The following is a 19,610-nucleotide window of genomic DNA, read 5'->3' as shown; positions in this document are numbered from 1 at the left end:
TGGTTCTTACATGGCGTTCCGACTCGCGCTGACTATCCTCGCCGGCATCGCACTGATGTCCGCCGCGCCCACGGCCTCCGCCCAGCAGGTCGAAGGCATCGCAGCGGTCGTCAACGACCAGCCGATCACGACGCTGGATGTGCGTGACCGCATGCGGCTGATCATTTCCTCAGCCGGCGTTCAGCCGACCGAGGAAATGCTGGCGCGGATCCAGGACCAGGCCATTCGCGGCCTGGTGGATGAAACGCTGCAACTTCAGCAGGCTGCGGAATTCGACCTTGAGGTCGAGGAAGCCGAGGTGGATGACGCCATCGCCGACATCGCCACGCGCTCCGGCGCCACGGTCCAGGAAGTCGAGGACGATCTGGCTGCGAGCGGCATCGACATCAACACGCTGCGCCAGCAGGTGAAAGCGGAAATCGCCTGGCAGATCCTGGTCAGCGGCCGCTATCGCTCGCGCATCCGCATTTCCGACCAGCAGATCGAGACGGCTCTGGATCGTTACATCCAGTCCGCCTCCCAGCCCCAATATCGTCTGGGCGAGATTTTCGTCGAGATCACCCCGCAGGGCGGCGAAGAACGCGCCGTCGGCATCATCCAGACGATCTACGACCAGTTGCGCCAGGGCGCCCCCTTCCAGGCTGTGGCGCAGCAATTCTCTGATGCGGCGAGCGCCAGCGCAGGCGGCGACACCGGCTATCTGCCCCTGTCCGGAATCAACGCGCAGGTGGCTGAAGCCGTGACGCAGATGGAGCCGGGCCAGATTTCAAACCCGATCCGCGTCCCCGGCGGCTTCCAGATCGTCGCCCTGATCGACCGTCGCGACGGCCAGGTCATCGAACAGCTGACTTTGTCCCAGATCACCATTCCCAGCTCGCGCGTGACCGACGAGAACCGGGCGGCTCTCGGCCGCGCCGCGGCTCGCATCAACAGCTGCGAGGGTCTGGATGAGGCGATGAGTGATGTTGAAGGCGCGTTCGTGACCAATCTGGGCGATGTCGGCGCCAATGCGCTGGTTCCCACCATTCGCGACGCCCTTGGCGGGCTGGAGCCAGTGGCCGCGACCCCGGTGCTGGACACCGCCGCAGGCGCACAGGTTTTCGTGCTCTGCGACAAGGCGCTGACGGGTCCCGGCGTGCCGAGCGCCGACCAGATCGAGAACCAGCTGATCAATCAGCAGCTCTCTCTTCTGTCCCGCCGCTGGCTGCGCGATCTGCGCCGCGACGCCACCATCGAGATCCGGTGAGCCGCGCGCCGCTGGCCCTGACCCTTGGCGATCCTGCAGGGGTCGGCCCTGAACTCAGCCTGAAAGCCTGGCGCGCCCTGCGCGATGAAGATCTGTGCTTCGTCGTTCATTGCGATCCCGCGCCGCTGATGGCTGCAGCCCAGCTTCTGGACTTGCCGCGCCCGGAACTCGTCTCAGGGCCCGACGAGGCGCAGCGCGTCTTCTCCAACTTCCTGCCTGTCATCGCCCTCGAGGCCTGTGAGCGCGAGGCTGAAAACGCCGTCCGCTCCATCGAAGCGGCGGTGGACGCTGCGAAGTCCGGCGCAGCGAGCGCGGTCGTCACCAATCCCGTGTCCAAATCCAGACTTTACGAGATCGGCTTCGCCTTTCCCGGTCATACCGAATTCGTGGCGCACCTGACCGCAGACCTGCCGATGAACGGCGCACGCGGGCCTGTGATGATGCTCTCGGGTGGCGGTCTGCGCACCGCGCTCGTCACCATTCACACGCCGCTGATGGCTGCGATCCAGTCTCTGACGCCAGAAGGCGTGGCGCACACGGCGCGTGTTGTTTCCGACGCGTTGAAACGCGATTTCGGCCTTGCCCGCCCGAGACTTGCGATGGCGGGTCTGAACCCGCATGCCGGCGAGAATGGCGCCCTGGGCCATGAAGAGCTCGATATTCTGGAGCCGGCGCTGGAGCAGCTGAGATCCGAGGGGATGACGATCTCCGGTCCCCTGCCCCCCGACACCATGTTCCATGAGGACGCGCGCGCGGCCTATGACGCCGCGATCTGCCTGTATCACGATCAGGGCCTGATCCCGGTCAAGACGCTCGATTTCCACGGCGGCGTGAACATCACGCTGGGCCTTCCGATCATCCGCACCAGCCCGGACCATGGGACCGCCTTTGATATTGCCGGCCAGGGCGTCGCCCGGCCCGACAGCCTGATCGCGGCGATCCGTCAGGCCGACGCCATGGTGCAGAGCCGAGAGACCGCCGCATGAGTCTGGATCAGTTGCCGCCGCTACGCGAGGTGATCGCCGAACACGGGCTGGGCGCAGACAAGCGGTTCGGCCAGCATTACCTGCTCGACCTCAATCTCACCGCCAAGATCGCCCGCCTGTGCGGCGACATGTCAGAGGCCACGGTCTTTGAAGTCGGCCCCGGCCCCGGCGGCCTGACGCGCGGCCTGCTCAGCGAGGGCGCGGCTCGGGTCACGGTGATCGAGAAGGACCGGCGTTTCATCCCGGCGCTTGCACAGATTTCAGACGCGGTTCCCGGCCGGTTCTCGATCATCGAGGCCGATGCCCTGAAGGTCGATGAAAGCACGCTGCCCTTTGAGGGGTCGCGCATTCTGGCCTCCAACCTGCCGTATAATGTGGGCACGGCCTTGTTGATCAAATGGCTTGAAGCCGACCCGATCTGGTGGACGCGGCTGGTGCTGATGTTCCAGAAGGAAGTGGCCGAGCGCGTCGTCGCCAGGGCAGGCGACAAGCAATACGGCCGTCTGGCGATCCTGGCTGCAGCCGTGGCGAAATCACGCTACGCCTTCACGGTCCCGGCGCGCGCCTTCACCCCGCCGCCCAAGGTGGACAGCGCCGTCGTGGTGATCGAACCCCTGCCCGAGGCCCAGCGTTTCACGGATCTCAAGGCGCTTTCGATTGTGACCGAAAGCGCTTTCGGCCAGCGCCGCAAGACGTTGCGCAAATCCCTGGGCCCAGCAGCGAGCCAGACCCGCGTCAGTCCGGAAGCTTTGCTGGAAGAAGCCGGTATTGATCCGGGCGCGCGCGCGGAAACGATTGCGCCGGAAGGCTTTTTCACCCTTGCCCGCGCCTGGCGCGCGGCCCGGGACTGACCCGGACCGCGCCGACAGACTATTCCTCGTCGGCGCCTTCCGGTGCCAGATGTTCGTCCAGGAAGCTCAGATAGGCGTCTGAGGCCGTGATGCGGTTCTCGCGACGGCGGAAGCCATGGCCTTCATCCGGGAACAGGACGTACTCCACGATGGCGCCATTTTCACGAGCGGCCGCAACCAGCTCATCGCTTTCCACCTGAAGCACGCGCGGATCATTCGCGCCCTGGACCACCAGCATCGGACGGACGATCTGGTCGGCATGGAACAGCGGAGAGATCGCGCGATGGCGTTCGGCGTCCGTCGCCGGGTCGCCCATTTCATCGTAGAGCGCTTCACGGAAGCTCGCCCACCAGGGCGGGATGGATTGCAGCGTCCGGACCCAGTTGGTGACTCCGAAGATGTTGATGCCGACATCAAATGCTTCGGGATGGAAGGTCAGGGCCGCAGCCGCGATGTAACCGCCATAGGAGCCGCCAATCACGCCGACGGCGTCATCGCGCACCCAGTCGAGCGAGCGCAGATAGTCGCCCGCCGCCACGATGTCCTGCAAATCCTCCTCGCCATGGCGACGATCATCCATGTGGTAGAACGTCTTCCCATAGCCTGATGAGCCGCGATTGTTGGCGGCGTAGACCGCATAGCCGTTGTTCACCAGATGCTGGATCGCAGCGCTGTACCCGGCGCGGGTCTGTCCGCCCGGCCCGCCATGCACCCAGACGAGCGCCGGCACGGGATTGTCCGCGCTGGCGTTGTGCGGACGGTACATGATCCCGGGAATGGTGACCCCGTCAAAGCTCTCAAAGCGGACGACTTCCGCTTCCACGAGGTCATAGGGCTCTAGAACCGGATTGAGCGCTTCGGTCAGCTGCCGATGCTCGCCGGTCTCCAGATTCACCCAGTGGATATTGTTGGGGGCGATCGAGGAGGTGACGCCAAACGTCATCTCGGTCTCGTCCGCGTTGAAACGCACGCCCGCGAGATCGCCTGAAGGCACGCTGTCGGGCAGGCTGACCGTTTCGCCGGACTCGGTGTCGAGCACCGTCACATCGGTGAAGCCATCATTGTTGATGGCGCTGATCCGATACCGGCCGCTGGGCGAGAAGCCCACATACATCACATCCCAGTCCGCCTCGATCAGCGGAGCGCGCTCGCCCGTCTCGAGATCATAGGACCAGGCCTGGTTCCATTCGCCGTATTCGTTGGTCGCATAGATCAGCGCCGAGGAATCCGCTGTGAAGTCATACGCGCCGTAGGCGATATTGCCCTCATGCTCGGTGATCAGGACAGGCGCCGCGTCCGTGGTGAGATCCGCCAGCAGGATGTCGCTGTCCGCAGAGGTCCGCGACCTGTTGAGCGCAAGCCAGCGGCCATCCGGACTGACCGCGCTGATATCCAGCGCGTCCGTGTTCTCGAACAGCATGGTGCGTTCATAGGTCTCGGCGTCATAGGCATACAGATCGAACGCGCTCGGATCCCGCTCATTGGTGGTGAGCCAGAAATACGAACCATCCGCCGACCAGCCGGCGAAGCCCGCCTTCACGTTCTCGCCCGGCGTGAGGTCCACCAGTTCTCCATCGGCATGGCGGACGAAGACATGGTTGAGCTCGTCTCCGCCATTGTCGGCGGTGACCAGGATGCGCTCGTCCGTCGGGAACCAGGTCAGCGCGAAAGTGGCGTTGGAGTCCGAGGTCGTCAGCGCGCGCTTCTCGCCGGTTTCCGGGTTCAGCGCGTAGGCGTTGAACACGCCAGTCTCGTCAGAGGAGATCAGGATGTCGCCACTCTGGTGGGAGAAGGCGTGTCCGCCTCCGCCCGCCAGCGAATAGGACGTGGTGTTGAAGAACACATCCGCCGAATAGCCCATGCGGGGCTCTGCGGTTTCGGTCTGGCTCATGGCGGCGGTTTCGGCGACTCCGCCGGACGTCGCGGTGATCACGCCCTCGTCACATGCAGACAAGGCGAATACGCTGGCGACAATCAGCAGGCTGGATTTGAAGGTCATCACGCCCCCTCCCCGGAAAAACAAACTGCGCATACGCTAGCACGGGGGCCGAAGGTGTCGAGCGGTCATTCGCAAGACCGCATGGCGCTCTACTCGCCAAAGCCCATCCGGCGCGCCGCCTGATCCAGGATCTCGCGATCCCCTTCATAAGTGACGGAGGCCTTGGCCCGCGCCAGCACGTCGGCGCCAAGCGCCTGCACAGCCTCGCCATACAGGGCCTCATCGCTCGCTCTGAGGCCGGACAGAGCGCTCAGAAGCGTCCGGGTGATCACGGGCCTGTCAGCGCCATCGAAGGCGATGGGACTGAAGCCGCAGGACAAGGCATGGGAAACCCGGATCCCCGGCAGGAAGACCCGCGTCTCAGCGTCGGGTTCGGGATCAGACTCCTGTTGGCGCTTTTCCAGCGTCAGCGACCATTTGTGCAGCACGCGCTCGATCGCGCGAATGACATGGATGGCGGTGCCCGGATCATTCACGCCCGGCGACAACGCCTTGGAGGCGATTTCCGACAGCACGGTCAGGCCAAAACAGGGATCGGAATGAAAATCCCGGTCCGAGCCCAGATTGAAGCAGGCGCACAACGCATCGCGGCAGTCTGCGTCCACGTCTTCTGACAGACGCGCCAGTGGCGCGCCTGCATCTGCGAAATGACCTGGCGGCGCCTTCACCGCCACCTTGATCTCAAGCTTGTCAGCGAGAGCCCTGAGATCCTCGAGCGCGACATTCTGAACAAATCCCGGGGCCTTGGGATAAAGATCCACCCCCTCCTCGAACGCCGGCAGATCGGGAACGCGCTCCGCGACAGGGGCATGATCAAAGGCGAGCTGAGCCGCATCCTCCACCCGCCGGATCGCCTCCGTGACGTCGCCAAGGCGCGACAGACGCTGCAGCCAGCGTATCAGGGTCGCCACCACGAGCACCACCAGGAGCACGGTCAGGCCGAACAGGATCACCCGCCCGGCGGGCGAATACAAATCGAGCCGTGTTCCGATGACGCCCAGAAGGCTGAACAGGAAAGCCCCGATAAAGGTGGAGATGGCGTTCTGGGCCGCCGCGTCCTCGACCAGAAGCGGCCGGGCGCGCGGCGTCGCCGAGCTGGACGCTGATTGCAGCGCGGACACCATGGTCGAGAGCGAGAAGATCGCCACCGCCAGCAGGCTGGAGGCGAGAATGGTGAGCACCGCTTCATTGGTTTGCGCCGAGATCAGCTCTTCCCATTCAAAGGGCATGAACGGATCAAGGATCGGGGTCAGAAAGACGGTGAAGGCGGCGCCGGCGGCATAGGCGGCCGGACGGAACCAGATGGACCGGAGCACGCGATTGACGAGAAACTCGGCCCTGGACAGCATGTTTGCGGACGCCCCTCTGATTACCCTGATCCGGATAAACGCGCGGGGGCAGCCAAGGTTCCCTATTCCTCCATCAGCGCGTCGACAAAGCCCTCAAGCCAGGGGTGACGAGAGCGCTTGAGGCGCTCGGCGTGCAGAATCAGGCTGAGCTTTTCGAGGGCGCGGGAGAAATCGTCATTGATGACGACATAGTCGTACTCGTCCCAGTGCTCGATTTCGGCCTTGGCGCGGTTCATCCGGCCCTCGATGATCTCGTGACTGTCCTGGGCGCGCTTGTGCAGACGGTCGCGCAGAAGCTTGAGCGAGGGAGGCAGAATGAAGACACGCACCACGTCATCCGGCGCGCTCTCGGCCAGCGCCTGAGCGCCCTGCCAGTCAATGTCAAAGACCACGTCCCGGCCTTCATCAAGCGCCTCTTCAACCGGGCCCTTGGGCGTGCCGTAATAATTGTCGAACACCTTCGCCCATTCATAGAACTCGTTTGTCTTCGTCTTCGCGACGAACTCGTCCTGCTCCATGAAGTAATAGTCCTCACCATGCTTCTCGCCCGGACGCGGATCGCGCGTTGTGGCCGAGACCGACAGGACAAGGTCCGGGTTCATGGTCAGGAGGCGTTTGGACAGCGTGGTCTTGCCCGCGCCCGAGGGGCTCGAGAGCACCAGCATGAAGCCGCGGCGCTGGCCGCGATAAACAGGGCCGCTCAGATGATCACCATGCATGGCGCCTACTCCACATTCTGGACCTGCTCGCGCAGGCGATCGACCGTCGCCTTGAGCGCCAGTCCGATATTGGTCAGCTGGGTGTCCGCCGATTTCGAACACAGCGTATTGGCTTCCCGATTGAATTCCTGGGACAGGAAATCGAGCTTGCGGCCACAGGGCGAGCCCGCGCCCAGCAAGGCATGTGCGCTGTCGATATGGGCCTTGAGACGGTCGAGCTCCTCGCGCACATCCGCCTTGACCGCCATCATCGCCGCTTCCTGAGCGAGACGATCCGGATCAACGCCGCCCGAAATCAGCTCATCAAGCTTGACCTGCAAGCGCGCCTTGATGGCGTCGGGCATGGCGGCGGCGCAATTGGCGGCCTGCTCGCGCAGATCGGTAATCTCGTCCAGATGGCCTTCGAGCACGGTTCTGAGCGCCGCTCCCTCCTCCAGCCGGGCGGTCTTCAGCCCGTCCAGCGCCGCTTCGACTGCGTTGACCACTTCAGCATCGCGCTCTGCGGCCTGGTCTTCGTCCAGACCCGTCTCTTCAGAAATGATCACGCCCTTGAGCGCCAGCAACTCGCCAATGGAAGCGGCGCGCACCCCGCCCTTGTCCACGAGGTTGCGGGTGGCGTGCAGATAGGCTTCGAGCTGGGCCATGTCGACGCTGGCCGCGCTGGCGCCTTCAGGCGCTGTCAGCGTGACGGTGATGGACACCGAGCCACGATTGAAGCGCTGCTTGGCCAGCTCCCGGATCGGATTCTCCACCGCATCGAGCCCTTGCGGCAAGCGCAGGCGCACATCCAGACCCTTGCCGTTGACCGAGCGGGCCTCGACGGAAATGGAGCCGTAAACGCCCGAGCGTTCGCTACGGGCGAAACCTGTCATGCCAGACAGCGTCATTGCGATAGTCTCCCGCTAGCCCCCTTGGGCGCGTTCGCGTTCGATCCGGCGCCATTGCGCCACGTTGCGATTATGTTCGGCCAGGCTGGTTGCGAAAGCATGCCCGCCCGTGCCGTCCGCCACAAAATACAGATACTGTCCTTCCGGCGGGTTCAGAACCGCCGCAATCGCATCCCGCCCCGGATTGGAAATCGGCGTCGGCGGCAGGCCGTCGATCTGGTAGGTATTATAGCGATTGGCTGTGCTGTCGAGCTCGGACCGGCGAATGCCGCGGCCCAGCGGCTCACCCTGGGTGATGCCATAGATGATGGTCGGATCGCTCTGAAGGCGCATGCCGCGACGCAGACGGTTGACGAACACCGACGCCACCATCGGGCGCTCATGGGCGATTCCGGTCTCCTTCTCCACCACCGAGGCGAGGATGATCGCTTCTTCAGGGGTGTCGAAGGGGAGGTTTTCAGCCCGGTTCGACCACAGCTCGTCAAGCAGCGCATCCTGGGCCGCTTCCATCCGGTCGATCAGCGCCTGACGGTCATCGCCGCGGCTCACGAGATAGGTTTCAGGCAGGAGCGCGCCTTCTGCGGGGATGCGCGTGATCTCCCCGGTCATCACCTCGCTCGCCTCGACGATGCGGATGATCATGGCGGTGGTCAGGCCTTCCGCCGCCGTCACCGGGTACTGGATGGTCTGGCCCGAGCGCAGAATGTCGTAGATCTCCGCCATGGAGGCGGCTTCGGGGATGGCGAACTCGCCCGCGCGCAGATCGCGGTCGCCGCCATCGATCATCACCATGGCGCGGAACAGGCGCGCATCGGTGACAAGCCCTTCGCGTTCAAGCTGGTTGGCGATGGAGATGAGGCCTGCGCCACGGGGCAGCAGCACGGTTTCCTCTGCCCCGGCCGGGCCGGGAGCGACGAATTGCTGATTGATCCAGACCCAGCCGCCATAGGCCGCGCCGGCGGCGATCAGCGCCAGAACCACAAGGATCCCGGTCAGCCATATCAGGACGCGCGCAAATCCCCCGCGCTTCTGGTCCGGTTCGGAGGCGGGGGTCTGCGTCTCACCCATGGGGGATCCGGACGTTAGTCGGCCTTGGCGAAGACGACCGAGGCGTTGGTGCCGCCAAAGCCGAACGAGTTCGACAGGACCGCCGAGAGCTCTTTCTTCACCGCAACGTTCGGCGCGAGATTGATCGCCGATTCAACAGACGGATTATCAAGGTTGAGGGTCGGCGGGCACACGCCATCGCGCATGGCGAGGATCGAGAACACCGCTTCCACGGCGCCCGCAGCGCCCAGAAGGTGGCCGATCGACGATTTCGTCGAGCTCATCACGAGATCAGACGCCGCATCGCCAAACAGGCGCTCGACCGCGCCCAGCTCGATCTCGTCACCCTTGGGCGTGGAGGTGCCGTGCGCGTTGACATAGCCGATATCGGCCGGTGTCAGGCCCGCGCTTTTCAGCGCCGCCTTCATGGCCCGGAAACCGCCATCGCCATCATCGGCGGGCGCCGTGATGTGGTGGGCGTCGCCGGACAGGCCATAGCCGCGCACTTCAGCGTAAATCGTCGCGCCGCGAGCCTTCGCCGCTTCATATTCTTCAAGAATGACAACGCCCGCGCCCTCGCCCATGACGAAGCCGTCACGGTCCTTGTCCCAGGGACGGGAGGCGGCTTTGGGATTGTCATTGAAACCGGTGGACAGCGCCCGCGCTGCGCCGAAGCCGCCATACCCCAGACGGGTAATGGCGCTTTCCGCACCCCCGGCCACCATCATGTCCGCATCGCCGTAAGCGATCAGACGGGCCGCATCGCCAATGGCGTGCGCGCCGGTGGAGCAGGCCGTCACCACAGCGTGGTTGGGACCTTTGAGGCCATGACGGATCGAGACCTGGCCGGAGACGAGGTTGATCAGCATGGCGGGAATGACGAACGGGCTCAGCTTGCGGGGGCCGCGTTCATGCAGGGTGATCGAGGCGTCATAGATGGTCTGAAGACCGCCAATGCCGGACCCGATCAGAACGCCAGCGCGTTCCTTGGCCTCTTCACTCTCGGCTTTCCAGCCGGAATGGGCGAGCGCTTCATCCGCCGCCGCGATGCCATACAGGATGAACTCATCGATGCGTTTGCGATCCCGGGCGGGCATGACCGCTTCGGGGTCGAACGATCCGGGGACGTCTTCGCCCCCGCCGTTGCGCCCGTCGACGCGCGGGATGATCCCCGCAACGTGACTGGATAGATCGGACACATCAAAGTGCTCGATCTTCGCCAAGCCTGACTCACCGGCAATGATCCGGGACCAGACATGTTCAGTTCCGCAGCCGAGCGGGGTCACAAGACCCAGCCCGGTCACGACGACGCGACGCTTCGACATGAGATCTCGCTCCGGCTTAGCCGAGCTTTTCGGAGATGAATTTCACCGCATCGCCGACGGTCTGGATGTGCTCGGCAGCATCGTCGGGGATTTCGATATCGAATTCTTCTTCGAACGCCATGACCAGCTCGACATTGTCGAGGGAGTCAGCGCCCAGATCGTCGATGAAGGAGGCCTTCTCGGTGACTTTTTCAGCTTCAACGTCGAGATGCTCGACAACGATCTTTTTAACGCGCTCAAGAACGTCGGACATGTCGGTCCCTTTTCAAAATCTGTTTTGCGGACATCCCGGCGGGCGTCGCGCTTCCGTAGGTGTTGTTTACGCAAGGAGGGTTCAAGTCCTCCCCGTGAAGCGTGCGGGCTGATAACACGCCGAAAACTCGTACGCCAGCCGCACACTGTCTGGCAAGTCGGCCCGGGCGCCCAGGCCGAACGAGCCTAGATCATCGCCATACCGCCGTTCACGTGCAAGGTCTGACCCGTCACATATCCGGCTTCCGCACTGGCGAGATAAACGCACGCAGCTGCAATATCGCTTCCGTGACCCAGCTTGCCGGCCGGAATCGTGGAGAGAATCGCCGCTTTCTGGTCATCGGTCAGAGCATCGGTCATCGGCGATTCGATGAATCCCGGCGCCACGCAGTTGGCCGTCACGCCGCGTGAAGCGACTTCCTGGGCCAACGCCTTCGTGAAGCCGATCATGCCCGCTTTGGAGGCGGCGTAGTTGGTCTGGCCGGCATTGCCAGTCACGCCGACGATCGAGGTGATGCCGATGATGCGGCCGAAGCGCTGCTTCATCATCCCGCGCATCGCCGCTTTCGACAGACGGTAATGGGCTTCGAGATTGACCTTGATGACGGTCTCCCAGTCCTCGTCCTTCATCCGCATCAGCAGCTGATCTCGCGTGACGCCGGCATTGGAGATGAGGATGTCGAGACCGTCGAGCGCTTCAGAGGCCTGCTTGGGCAGGGCGTCCACGCTGTCGGCGTCCGACAGGTTCGCCGGACAAACAGCGACGCGGTCGCCCAGCTCCGAGGCCAGCTCGTTGAGCACGGCTTCGCGCGTGCCCGACAAGGCCACGGACGCGCCCGCCTTGTGCAGCGCGCGAGCGATTTCAGAGCCCAGACCGCCGGTCGCGCCAGTGACGAGCGCTTTTTTACCAGAAAGATCAAACATGTCGGCTTATCCTTTGAGCGAAGCGGCGAAGGCTTCCAGATCGTCTGCAGTCACAAGGGCCGTGCCCTGGGCCTCTTTGATATGACGCTTGAGCATGGTGGTGAGCACCTTGGCGCCCGCTTCCACGAACTGCTCGACGCCCTGACCATGCATCCAGTCCACGCTTTCACGCCAGCGCACCTTGCCGGTGACCTGTTCCACGAGCTGGGTGCGCAGGGTTTCTGCGTCCGACACCGCCCCGGCGCTGACATTGGTCACGACCGGCACGGAGGGATTGGAGATGGCAGCGCTCTTGAGTGCGTCGGCCATGGCGTCAGCCGCCGGCTCCATCAGCGGGCAATGGAAGGGCGCGGACACAGGCAGCAGCATGGCCTTGCGCACGCCCAGATCCTTGATCGCGGCGACGGCGGCGTCGACGGCCGCCTTGTCGCCCGAGATCACGATCTGACCCGGCGCGTTGTCATTGGCGATGGTGACGATGCCTTCAGAGCCCGCCAGCTCGATCGCCTTTTCGGCCTGCTCCATCTCCGCGCCAAGCAGCGCCGCCATGGCGCCCTGCCCCACCGGAACAGCCTTTTGCATGGACTGGCCGCGCAGCTTCAGAAGCTTCGCCGCGTCAGACACCGACAAGGCGCCCGCGGCGCACAGGGCGGAATATTCGCCTAGAGAGTGACCCGCCACGAATTTGGCGGCGGTCACATCCACGTCGAAATCGGATTTGAGCGCCGCCATGGCCGCCAGCGACACCGCCATGATTGCGGGCTGGGCGTTCTCGGTCAGAGTCAGCTCTTCAATGGGCCCATCCCACATCAGCTGGGACAGCTTCTGGCCCAGGGCGTCGTCAACCTCATCAAAGACCGCGCGCGCCGAGGCGAAGCTTTCTGCAAGCGGCTTGCCCATGCTGACCGCCTGGCTGCCCTGTCCGGGGAATGTGAATGCAAGCGCCATCAAGCGTCCTCCCTGCAAATCTGTTTGCACGCGGGATAACCGGGCATGGGATTGGAGGCAAGCGCCAGCGCCGCTTGCGCCCGCTCGCCCCATCGCTTATAAGCCGCGGCTTCACCGGCTGCGGTCCTCTGGTCGCGGTCCGTCTGTCGTTGGTTGACAGGCGGGACCTGAGGAGCCGACGTGAGACCCTCCGGCCCTTCGGAAGGTGCTCGCGCCGCAGCCCTCAAGAAGGGACGAAAACGTCTAATGAACAAGTACGAGCACGTGTTCATCGCGCGTCCGGATGTGTCTCCGGCGCAGGTGGAATCCGCGATCGAAGAGCTCAAGGCTCTGATCGAGGAAAAGGGCGGCAAGGTGCACAAGACCGAATACTGGGGTCTGCGCACGCTCGCCTACCGCATGAACAAGAACCGTAAGGGCCATTACGGCTATCTCGACATGGAAGCGGGCAACGAGGTGCTTGAAGCCCTCGATTATCGTCAGCGCTTCGCCGACGACGTCATGCGTTACATGACCTGCCGCGTCGACGAGCTGAACGAAGAGCCGAGCGCTGTGCTTCGCAAGGGCGAAGATCGCAAGCGTCGCGAACGTCGCTAGAGGAGTCCGGACCAATGGCTGAACTTTCCATCTCCAACGTGCCTGCTCGCCGCGCTTTCCAGCGTCGCCGCAAGGTTTGCCCGTTCTCCGGCGAAAACGCGCCGAAGATCGATTACAAGGACATCAAGCTGCTTCAGCGCTACATGTCCGAGCGCGGCAAGATCGTGCCGTCTCGCATCACCGCCGTGTCGGCCAAGAAGCAGCGTGAACTCGCTCGCGCCATCAAGCGCGCCCGCGTTCTGGCTCTTCTGCCGTACGCCGTCGATTAAGGGAGCTCAGGACCATGCAAGTTGTTCTGCTTGAACGCGTCGAAAAGCTCGGCGCCATCGGCGACGTGGTGACCGTGAAGCCGGGTTATGCCCGCAACTTCCTGCTGCCGCAATCCAAAGCGCTGCGCGCCACTCAGGCCAACATGGAGCGCTTCGAACGCGAGCGTGAAGTGATCGAGAAGCTGAACGCCGAGCGCGCCGAAAAGGCCCGCGAGGAAGGCTCTCACCTGGACGGCGCGACCTTCGTGCTGATCCGTCAGGCGTCTGAATCCGGCCAGCTGTACGGTTCGGTGTCCACCCGCGACATCGCCGACGCCGCGTCCACCCCGGAATTCAACGTGTCTCGCGGCATGGTGGATCTGAACACCGCCATCAAGACCCTGGGTCTGCACGAAGTGCGCCTGGTCCTGCACGCGGATGTGGACGTCACCGTCACCATCAACGTCGCCCGCACCGAGGACGAAGCCGAGCGCCAGGCGCAAGGCGAAGACGTCATCCAGGCGGCCGCCGATGAAGACCGCGCGCTGGCCGAAGCCCAGGCCGTCGAACTCGCTGAGTCCGGCGTCGAAGGCGACGACGATGATTACGAGTCCTCTTCCGAGGCCTCTGAAGAGACTGAAGAAACCGAAGACTAAGGCTTCGATCTTCCGATCAGATGACGGGCGGCTCCCACAAGGAGCCGCCCGTTTTCGTTTGAAGGAGCACCGCCATGACCGATCGCATCCGCCTCGCCCATTGCGGCGACATGGCAGGCCTGGGCCGTCTCTGGCACGACGCGGTCCACACCGGCGCGGTCGGCGCCTATGACGCGGCGCAGCGCAAGGCCTGGTCCCCGGCCCCAAAGAGCGCGGCGTTCATGACCGAGCGCCTGTCCGGCCAGATCATACTGGTTGGTGAAGATGATGAGGGGCTCGCGGGGTTCTTCACCCTGACGCCTGGAGGCGAGCTCGACATGGCCTATGTGCGTCCCGACCGCAAAGGCGACGGGCTGGCGTCCCGACTGCATCAGGCGATCCTTGATGAGGCACGCCAGCGTGGTTTAGCAAGCCTCACCGTACAGGCGAGCCATATCGCGCGGAAATTCTTTGAAAAACACGGTTGGACGCTGGTGCAGACCCAGACCGTGCGCCCCAATGGCGTGGAGATGCAGAACCATCACATGATCCTGCATCTGCAGCGCCAGCACGGCCCTTGAAGATCGCGGCGCCCATCAACGCGCTTACCGTTGCGTGATCATAAACAGACCGATTCCGAGCACTGCCGCGCCGGCGCCATAAAGAGGCAGGATGCGCAATGCGAATGGTATGGCCCACCGGGCAAAACGCTTGTGGAGGCCCGGCAGTAAAAGGATCACCAGCGCCGAGACGACAAGAAACACCCCGACAAGGACAAGAATGGCACTCAAGCCTTGCTGATGGGCATAGCCCGCCAATGAGAGACCCACCAGCGCGCGCAACACGCCCTCAACCGAGTTCACGAGGAGCGTGCTCGCATATCCTGAGAGGAAGTGTTTCGCCTGCTCAGGAATGATGAGCACCGAAAGCGCGAGAGCCATCAGGAAAACGGCGGCCAATCTCAGGACACTCAGATAAAATCCCGAAAAGGGCTCCAGGCTTACAAGTCCGTCCAGCAAAGGCTCAAGCGCGCTCATGTGTGCAAGCGTCTCCTCAGCCCCGTTCAGCCCGCATCCGTTCGATGCGCAATTCCACCCGGCGGATCTCCATCAGGAGGCGATTGGTCTCCATCTTGGGCGCCAGCGTGCTCTTGAAGATGGCCGCAAAGACCAACAGCACCACCGCGGGCAGCCCCCAATGGAGCGCGGTCATTACGGTGCCGGCCTGGTAGAATTTCACCGCGCAGACCACGCCCGCGATGAACATCAGCGACTGGGCGATCATGATCGTCCAATGCACCCAGGCGGTGCGTCCGGTGAACAGGCTCAGAGCCTGGGCGAAATAACCCGGTTCGAGATCAAGCTGGGGCGAATGGCCGTCCGCCTCTCGCAGGCTGTCTTCAATCATGCGGTCAAGATCACTCATCGGATCCTCCTTGGAGTTGCGCGGCGATCTTGCGCCGCGCATGCATGAGACGGGTCTTGATCGTGCCCGTCGGGACGTCGAGCGCGGCGGCGATCTCCGCCACGGTCAGACCTTGTATGTGATAGAGCCAGAGCGCCGCATGCTGTTCAGGCGGCAGGTCGCGCATGGCCGTCCGGATGCGCTGCGCATCCAAGGAACGGTCCATGTCCGGCGCTTCGGGCGGCGGTTCGGCTTCAACACCCGCTTTCAGGCGGCGCCCGGACTGGCGCTCACGGATCAGGCGCGCGCAGCGGCGCTGGACAATGCGAAAGGCGAAGGCGGGAAAAGCGTCCACATCCCGCAGGCGCGGCAGATCACGCAGGATTTCAACCCAGGCGTCTTGCACCGCTTCCTCCACCCCGTCCGCATCACCCATCAAGCGCCAGGCGAAGGCGGAGAGGCGCGGCGTCCAGCGGCCCGCCAGCGCGCCGAACGCCCGACGGTCGCCGGCGCGGGCGGAGGCGGCCAGATAACCGTCCAGCGCGCGTTCAAGATCCTGGCTCATCCCTCGTCCTTCCATTCAGGACAGAAGGTGCAGTCTTGAGCGCTTCGGGTTCATTGACTCAGACATTTTTTCACCGCACATCGCCCTCCCCCAAACTGTCCACAGGCTTCAACGCTGTCCCGCCTGTCCTTTCAGGTTTGTCCACAGGCGCCTGTGGAGTGCCGGAAAACGGCGCCTAAAAAGGTCAAGACGTGCACTTCACGGACGATGGGTCTAAGCAAAGGGAACCATGACCGCAGAATCCTACGATCACGCACCCGCCCCGCTCGAAACCAGTTCCGCCCCGCCCCACAACATCGAGGCGGAGCAGGCGCTTCTGGGCGCCTTGCTGTTTGACAACGAGGTGTATCACCGCGTCGGCGACTGGCTGAAGCCGGACCATTTCTATGATCCGCTGCATGGCCGCATCTATGAGGCGGCGAGCCAGCTGATCATCTCCGGCGCGCTGGCGGATGCGGTGGTGCTGAAAACCCGGTTCGAGCGCGATCCGGGCATGAAGGAAGTGGGCGGCGCGGTCTATCTCGCCGATCTGATGCGCGAGGCGCCCGAGCCGGCGTCGGCGGGCGAATATGGTCGTCTGATCTATGATCTCGCCATGCGGCGCGAGCTGATCCGGTTTGGCGACGAGGTGTCCTACGCGGCCAACGCGCCCGAGCCCGATGACAGCGCTGAAGACATTCTGCAAAGCGCCGAGCGGCGGCTGTTCGCTCTGGCCGAACAGGGCGGCACCTCCAAGGCGCTCGAACCCTTTCACCTCGCGGTCCACAAATCGCTCGAGATCGCCTCGGCCGCCTACAAGCGCGGCGGCGGCCTGTCGGGCATCTCCTCGGGCCTGAAATCGCTCGACGCCAAGATGGGCGGCCTGCACCCGTCCGACCTCATCATCCTCGCCGGTCGTCCCTCCATGGGCAAAACCGCGCTGGCCACCAACATCGCCTTCTCGGTAGCGCGCAATTATCAGGCCGAGGAACAGCCCGACGGCACGCGCAAGACCACCAATGGCGGCATTGTCGCATTCTTCTCTCTCGAGATGTCGTCCGACCAGCTCGCCACCCGTCTGGTGGCCGACTACACGGGCATTTCGGGGTATCTGATCCGTCAGGGCAAGATCGACGCCGCCCAGTTCGAGGACATTCGCGACGGCGTGCACGAGATCGCCGGCATCCCGCTCTATATCGACGATACCGGCGGTCTGCCCATCGGCTCGCTGATGGCGCGCTGTCGCCGCCTCAAGCGCACGGTCGGCCTCGATCTGGTGGTGGTCGACTACCTCCAGCTCGTCACCGGCTCGAAAAGCTCGGGCGAGAACCGGGTGCAGGAAATCTCCGAAGTCACCCAGGCCCTCAAAGCCCTCGCCAAGGAACTGGCGGTGCCGGTGATCGCGCTCTCCCAGCTGTCGCGTCAGGTGGAGAACCGCGAGGACAAGAAGCCCCAGCTCTCGGACCTGCGCGAATCGGGCTCGATCGAGCAGGACGCCGACGTGGTGCTGTTTGTGTATCGCGAAAGCTATTATCTCGAACGCCTTGAACCCAAGGAAGGCACGGAGCAGCACCTCGCCTGGGAAGACGAGATGCGCGAGATCCGCAATCAGGCCGACGTCATCATCGGCAAACAGCGTCACGGTCCCATTGGCTCGGTGAAGGTGGCGTTCGATCCGGATCGCACCAAATTCTCCGATCTCGACATATCCGGGCGTCAGGATTTCGACTAGGGGCGCAAGCTGCGCCTTAGCGCTTGCAGCACGGGGCGAGGACGGCCACATAGAAGCGCATATGTCTGTTCTCGCGACCCCTTCCGTAGACAACACGCGGTCCCGTCTGGTCATCGACCTGGACGCAATCGCGCGCAACTACGCAGCGCTGCAGGCCTTGACGCCGAAGGCGGAAACCAGCGCCGTGGTCAAGGCGAACGCCTATGGGCTCGGCGCGGGCCCCGTCGCCCGCCGCCTGGCCAAGCAAGGCGCTCGGACCTTCTTTGTGGCGACCGTCGAGGAAGGCGCCGCAGTGCGTGAAGCACTGGGCGATCCCCTGCCCGATATCTGGGTGTTTGCGGGGTATCGCGCCAAGGACCGTCCGCTTTACGTCAAGCATCGGCTGGGCGCCATCCTGAACCAGCCCGGGGAAACCGCCCAGTTCCGCGCCGCCCCGACCGGGCCCTGCGCCATCCATATCGACACCGGAATGGCGCGGCTTGGCTACGGCGCCGGCGATATCAGCGGCCTTCTGAACGCCCTTCAGAATCTCGACGTCTCCATGATCATGAGCCATCTGGCCTGCTCCGAAGACGCCGCGTCCACGCAGAATCTGCGTCAGCTCGAACGCTTCACCGCCCTGACCAACGCCCTGCCCGAAACCCGACTGAGTCTGGCCAATACGGGCGGCGTCCTGTTGGGCGAACGCTATCAGTTTGACGTGACCCGGCCCGGCATCGGGCTTTATGGCGCAACTGCGGACCTCGATGCCGACACTCCGTTCGAACCTGTGGTGAAACTGGAAGCGCCGATCCTGCAATTGCGAGAGATCGATGCCGGAGACACGGTCGGCTATGGCGCAACCTATGTGGCCCATTCGCCACGCCTCGTCGCGACTGTGGGCGCAGGCTATGCCGATGGCTTGCCGCGCGCGCTGTCAGGGGCAGGATGCGCCCGTATTGCAGGCCTGCGCGCGCCCATCCTGGGACGGATCAGCATGGATCTGACCACGATTGACGTGACGGGCCTGGAACATGAGATCGCCCAAGGCGCTGTACCGGAATTTTTCGGGCCTGACCTGTATCAGGCGGCGGCGCTGGACGGCACCTTGCCGTATGAAATCCTGACCGGGCTCGGCGCCCGGGCCGAGCGTATCTACAAGGGAGCGTCATGAACCCGTTTCGCGCCATCGGAGCCGGCCTCCTCGCGCTGCTGCGCTCGGCCGGGGCTGTCGCCCTGTTTGCAGGCCAAGCGCTCGCGGCGCTGGTGCGCCCGCCCTATTTCGGCGGACAGCTGGTCCAGCAGATCTTCAAGATCGGCTTTCTCTCCCTGCCGGTGGTCGGGCTGACGGCGCTCTTCACAGGCGCCGCGCTGGCGTTGAACATCTATACGGGCGGCTCTCGCTTCAACGCCGAGAGCTTCGTGCCCAATATCGTCGCCATGGGCATTGTGCGCGAGCTGGGCCCGGTGATCGCGGCCCTGATGCTGGCGGGCCGGGTGTCCTCGGGGATCGCCGCCGAAATCGGCGCCATGCGCGCCACCGAACAGATCGACGCGCTGCACACCCTCGCGACAGACCCCATGCGCTACCTGATCGCGCCGCGCGTGCTGGCGGGCGTTCTGGTTCTGCCCATCCTGGTGGCGACCGCCGACATCATCGGCATCTATGGCGGCTATCTGGTCAGCGTGCATACGCTTGATTTCAACCCGACCATCTATGTGCGCAACACCTGGGACTTCCTGTCGGACTGGGACATCATCTCGGGCCTGATCAAGGCGGCGGTGTTCGGCTTCATCCTGACGCTGATGGGCTGTTATCACGGCTATTACGCCCAGGGCGGCGCCCAGGGCGTGGGCCGGGCCGCCACCAACGCCGTCGTCGCGGCCGCGGTTCTGATCTTCGCCGCCAACTTCCTGCTCACCTCCTTGTTTGTGTGA

Annotated in this window: 22 protein-coding genes; 10 read left to right on the top strand and 12 right to left on the bottom strand. The window is 64.0% G+C overall.

What is annotated here, in order from left to right:
* Positions 1–10 precede the first annotated feature (10 nt).
* The 3 genes from B2Z70_RS09085 to rsmA are packed head-to-tail and all read left to right on the top strand — an operon-like array spanning position 11 to position 3,083.
* On the top strand, positions 11–1,246 hold the full coding sequence (locus B2Z70_RS09085; RefSeq protein WP_292982644.1) for a peptidylprolyl isomerase: 1,236 nt from the start codon (positions 11–13) through the stop codon (positions 1,244–1,246).
* The gene (gene pdxA, locus B2Z70_RS09080; protein ID WP_292982642.1) at positions 1,243–2,232 is read left to right on the top strand and encodes a 4-hydroxythreonine-4-phosphate dehydrogenase PdxA; all 990 of its coding nucleotides are present in this window, start codon (positions 1,243–1,245) and stop codon (positions 2,230–2,232) included. The genes B2Z70_RS09085 and pdxA overlap by 4 nt, the downstream gene beginning before the upstream one ends.
* On the top strand, positions 2,229–3,083 hold the full coding sequence (rsmA, locus tag B2Z70_RS09075; RefSeq protein ID WP_009800434.1) for a 16S rRNA (adenine(1518)-N(6)/adenine(1519)-N(6))-dimethyltransferase RsmA: 855 nt from the start codon (positions 2,229–2,231) through the stop codon (positions 3,081–3,083). The genes pdxA and rsmA overlap by 4 nt, the downstream gene beginning before the upstream one ends.
* A gap of 19 nt (positions 3,084–3,102) precedes the next feature.
* On the opposite strand, the gene B2Z70_RS09070 is transcribed toward rsmA, so the two are convergent.
* The 9 genes from B2Z70_RS09070 to fabD all read right to left on the bottom strand — a co-directional run bounded on the left by B2Z70_RS09070 (position 3,103) and on the right by fabD (position 12,533).
* Complete coding sequence (locus B2Z70_RS09070; RefSeq protein WP_292982640.1) at positions 3,103–5,082, bottom strand: S9 family peptidase; 1,980 nt, start codon at positions 5,080–5,082, stop codon at positions 3,103–3,105.
* An 89-nt stretch (positions 5,083–5,171) separates the two neighbouring features.
* Entirely contained in the window at positions 5,172–6,431 is a 1,260-nt protein-coding gene (locus B2Z70_RS09065) for a DUF2254 domain-containing protein (RefSeq protein ID WP_292982638.1), read from the bottom strand.
* A 62-nt stretch (positions 6,432–6,493) separates the two neighbouring features.
* On the bottom strand, positions 6,494–7,150 hold the full coding sequence (gmk, locus tag B2Z70_RS09060; RefSeq protein ID WP_009800437.1) for a guanylate kinase: 657 nt from the start codon (positions 7,148–7,150) through the stop codon (positions 6,494–6,496).
* Between the two features lie 5 nt (positions 7,151–7,155).
* A complete protein-coding gene (locus tag B2Z70_RS09055; RefSeq protein WP_292982637.1) occupies positions 7,156–8,037 on the bottom strand; it encodes a YicC/YloC family endoribonuclease in 882 nt (293 codons plus the stop codon).
* A 15-nt stretch (positions 8,038–8,052) separates the two neighbouring features.
* Positions 8,053–9,105 carry an endolytic transglycosylase MltG gene (gene mltG, locus B2Z70_RS09050; RefSeq protein WP_009800439.1) on the bottom strand — a complete coding sequence of 351 codons (1,053 nt, stop codon included), beginning with the start codon at positions 9,103–9,105 and terminating at the stop codon, positions 8,053–8,055.
* 14 nt (positions 9,106–9,119) lie between these two features.
* The gene (fabF, locus tag B2Z70_RS09045; protein ID WP_009800440.1) at positions 9,120–10,409 is read right to left on the bottom strand and encodes a beta-ketoacyl-ACP synthase II; all 1,290 of its coding nucleotides are present in this window, start codon (positions 10,407–10,409) and stop codon (positions 9,120–9,122) included.
* A 16-nt stretch (positions 10,410–10,425) separates the two neighbouring features.
* Positions 10,426–10,662 (bottom strand): acyl carrier protein, encoded by a 237-nt coding sequence (locus B2Z70_RS09040; protein WP_009800441.1) that lies wholly within the window; start codon positions 10,660–10,662, stop codon positions 10,426–10,428.
* Positions 10,663–10,847: 185 nt separating this feature from the next.
* Positions 10,848–11,585 carry a 3-oxoacyl-[acyl-carrier-protein] reductase gene (gene fabG, locus B2Z70_RS09035; protein WP_009800442.1) on the bottom strand — a complete coding sequence of 246 codons (738 nt, stop codon included), beginning with the start codon at positions 11,583–11,585 and terminating at the stop codon, positions 10,848–10,850.
* A gap of 6 nt (positions 11,586–11,591) precedes the next feature.
* Complete coding sequence (gene fabD / locus B2Z70_RS09030) at positions 11,592–12,533, bottom strand: ACP S-malonyltransferase (protein ID WP_292982633.1); 942 nt, start codon at positions 12,531–12,533, stop codon at positions 11,592–11,594.
* 246 nt (positions 12,534–12,779) lie between these two features.
* On the opposite strand from fabD, the gene rpsF reads away from it, so the two are divergent.
* The 4 genes from rpsF (at position 12,780) to B2Z70_RS09010 (ending at position 14,594) form a co-directional block, all read left to right on the top strand.
* Complete coding sequence (gene rpsF / locus B2Z70_RS09025) at positions 12,780–13,130, top strand: 30S ribosomal protein S6 (RefSeq protein ID WP_009800444.1); 351 nt, start codon at positions 12,780–12,782, stop codon at positions 13,128–13,130.
* A gap of 14 nt (positions 13,131–13,144) precedes the next feature.
* On the top strand, positions 13,145–13,399 hold the full coding sequence (gene rpsR / locus B2Z70_RS09020; RefSeq protein ID WP_009800445.1) for a 30S ribosomal protein S18: 255 nt from the start codon (positions 13,145–13,147) through the stop codon (positions 13,397–13,399).
* A gap of 14 nt (positions 13,400–13,413) precedes the next feature.
* Positions 13,414–14,034, top strand: coding sequence for a 50S ribosomal protein L9 (gene rplI / locus B2Z70_RS09015; protein ID WP_292982630.1), 621 nt, complete (start codon positions 13,414–13,416; stop codon positions 14,032–14,034).
* Between the two features lie 74 nt (positions 14,035–14,108).
* Positions 14,109–14,594, top strand: coding sequence for a GNAT family N-acetyltransferase (locus B2Z70_RS09010; protein ID WP_292982628.1), 486 nt, complete (start codon positions 14,109–14,111; stop codon positions 14,592–14,594).
* Positions 14,595–14,618: 24 nt separating this feature from the next.
* On the opposite strand, the gene B2Z70_RS09005 is transcribed toward B2Z70_RS09010, so the two are convergent.
* The 3 genes from B2Z70_RS09005 to B2Z70_RS08995 are packed head-to-tail and all read right to left on the bottom strand — an operon-like array spanning position 14,619 to position 15,982.
* Positions 14,619–15,050, bottom strand: a complete 432-nt coding sequence (locus tag B2Z70_RS09005) for a hypothetical protein (RefSeq protein ID WP_292982626.1) — start codon at positions 15,048–15,050, stop codon at positions 14,619–14,621.
* 16 nt (positions 15,051–15,066) lie between these two features.
* Positions 15,067–15,438, bottom strand: a complete 372-nt coding sequence (locus B2Z70_RS09000; protein WP_009800449.1) for a DUF6768 family protein — start codon at positions 15,436–15,438, stop codon at positions 15,067–15,069.
* The gene (locus tag B2Z70_RS08995) at positions 15,431–15,982 is read right to left on the bottom strand and encodes an RNA polymerase sigma factor (RefSeq protein ID WP_292982623.1); all 552 of its coding nucleotides are present in this window, start codon (positions 15,980–15,982) and stop codon (positions 15,431–15,433) included. The genes B2Z70_RS09000 and B2Z70_RS08995 overlap by 8 nt, the downstream gene beginning before the upstream one ends.
* A 229-nt stretch (positions 15,983–16,211) precedes the next feature.
* On the opposite strand from B2Z70_RS08995, the gene B2Z70_RS08990 reads away from it, so the two are divergent.
* From B2Z70_RS08990 to B2Z70_RS08980, 3 genes are all read left to right on the top strand, one after another.
* Positions 16,212–17,693: a replicative DNA helicase gene (locus B2Z70_RS08990; RefSeq protein WP_009800451.1), complete on the top strand. Its 1,482-nt coding sequence runs from the start codon at positions 16,212–16,214 to the stop codon at positions 17,691–17,693.
* A 61-nt stretch (positions 17,694–17,754) separates the two neighbouring features.
* The gene (gene alr / locus B2Z70_RS08985) at positions 17,755–18,846 is read left to right on the top strand and encodes an alanine racemase (protein WP_292982620.1); all 1,092 of its coding nucleotides are present in this window, start codon (positions 17,755–17,757) and stop codon (positions 18,844–18,846) included.
* Positions 18,843–19,610 carry an MlaE family ABC transporter permease gene (locus B2Z70_RS08980; protein ID WP_009800453.1) on the top strand — a complete coding sequence of 256 codons (768 nt, stop codon included), beginning with the start codon at positions 18,843–18,845 and terminating at the stop codon, positions 19,608–19,610. Before alr ends, B2Z70_RS08980 begins: the two co-directional genes overlap by 4 nt.

Origin of the sequence: Oceanicaulis sp. UBA6590, assembly GCF_002433705.1 — a bacterium.
Lineage (GTDB): Bacteria > Pseudomonadota > Alphaproteobacteria > Caulobacterales > Maricaulaceae > Oceanicaulis.
Note: the sequence above shows the minus strand (reverse complement) of the source record. Positions and strands in the feature narration are given on the sequence as shown.

Bases quoted from the DNA above. Each gene is read 5' to 3' on its own strand.
- B2Z70_RS09070 (WP_292982640.1), bottom strand. From the start codon at position 5,082: ATGACCTTCAAATCCAGCCTGCTGATTGTCGCCAGCGTATTCGCCTTG.
- rsmA (WP_009800434.1), top strand. From the start codon at position 2,229: ATGAGTCTGGATCAGTTGCCGCCGCTACGCGAGGTGATCGCCGAACAC.
- fabD (WP_292982633.1), bottom strand. From the start codon at position 12,533: ATGGCGCTTGCATTCACATTCCCCGGACAGGGCAGCCAGGCGGTCAGC.
- B2Z70_RS08980 (WP_009800453.1), top strand. From the start codon at position 18,843: ATGAACCCGTTTCGCGCCATCGGAGCCGGCCTCCTCGCGCTGCTGCGC.
- B2Z70_RS08995 (WP_292982623.1), bottom strand. From the start codon at position 15,982: ATGAGCCAGGATCTTGAACGCGCGCTGGACGGTTATCTGGCCGCCTCC.
- B2Z70_RS08990 (WP_009800451.1), top strand. From the start codon at position 16,212: ATGACCGCAGAATCCTACGATCACGCACCCGCCCCGCTCGAAACCAGT.
- rpsR (WP_009800445.1), top strand. From the start codon at position 13,145: ATGGCTGAACTTTCCATCTCCAACGTGCCTGCTCGCCGCGCTTTCCAG.
- fabF (WP_009800440.1), bottom strand. From the start codon at position 10,409: ATGTCGAAGCGTCGCGTCGTCGTGACCGGGCTGGGTCTTGTGACCCCG.
- B2Z70_RS09065 (WP_292982638.1), bottom strand. From the start codon at position 6,431: ATGCTGTCCAGGGCCGAGTTTCTCGTCAATCGCGTGCTCCGGTCCATC.
- fabG (WP_009800442.1), bottom strand. From the start codon at position 11,585: ATGTTTGATCTTTCTGGTAAAAAAGCGCTCGTCACTGGCGCGACCGGC.
- rplI (WP_292982630.1), top strand. From the start codon at position 13,414: ATGCAAGTTGTTCTGCTTGAACGCGTCGAAAAGCTCGGCGCCATCGGC.
- B2Z70_RS09085 (WP_292982644.1), top strand. From the start codon at position 11: ATGGCGTTCCGACTCGCGCTGACTATCCTCGCCGGCATCGCACTGATG.
- B2Z70_RS09005 (WP_292982626.1), bottom strand. From the start codon at position 15,050: ATGAGCGCGCTTGAGCCTTTGCTGGACGGACTTGTAAGCCTGGAGCCC.
- mltG (WP_009800439.1), bottom strand. From the start codon at position 9,105: ATGGGTGAGACGCAGACCCCCGCCTCCGAACCGGACCAGAAGCGCGGG.
- B2Z70_RS09040 (WP_009800441.1), bottom strand. From the start codon at position 10,662: ATGTCCGACGTTCTTGAGCGCGTTAAAAAGATCGTTGTCGAGCATCTC.
- B2Z70_RS09000 (WP_009800449.1), bottom strand. From the start codon at position 15,438: ATGAGTGATCTTGACCGCATGATTGAAGACAGCCTGCGAGAGGCGGAC.
- B2Z70_RS09010 (WP_292982628.1), top strand. From the start codon at position 14,109: ATGACCGATCGCATCCGCCTCGCCCATTGCGGCGACATGGCAGGCCTG.
- B2Z70_RS09055 (WP_292982637.1), bottom strand. From the start codon at position 8,037: ATGACGCTGTCTGGCATGACAGGTTTCGCCCGTAGCGAACGCTCGGGC.
- alr (WP_292982620.1), top strand. From the start codon at position 17,755: ATGTCTGTTCTCGCGACCCCTTCCGTAGACAACACGCGGTCCCGTCTG.
- gmk (WP_009800437.1), bottom strand. From the start codon at position 7,150: ATGCATGGTGATCATCTGAGCGGCCCTGTTTATCGCGGCCAGCGCCGC.
- rpsF (WP_009800444.1), top strand. From the start codon at position 12,780: ATGAACAAGTACGAGCACGTGTTCATCGCGCGTCCGGATGTGTCTCCG.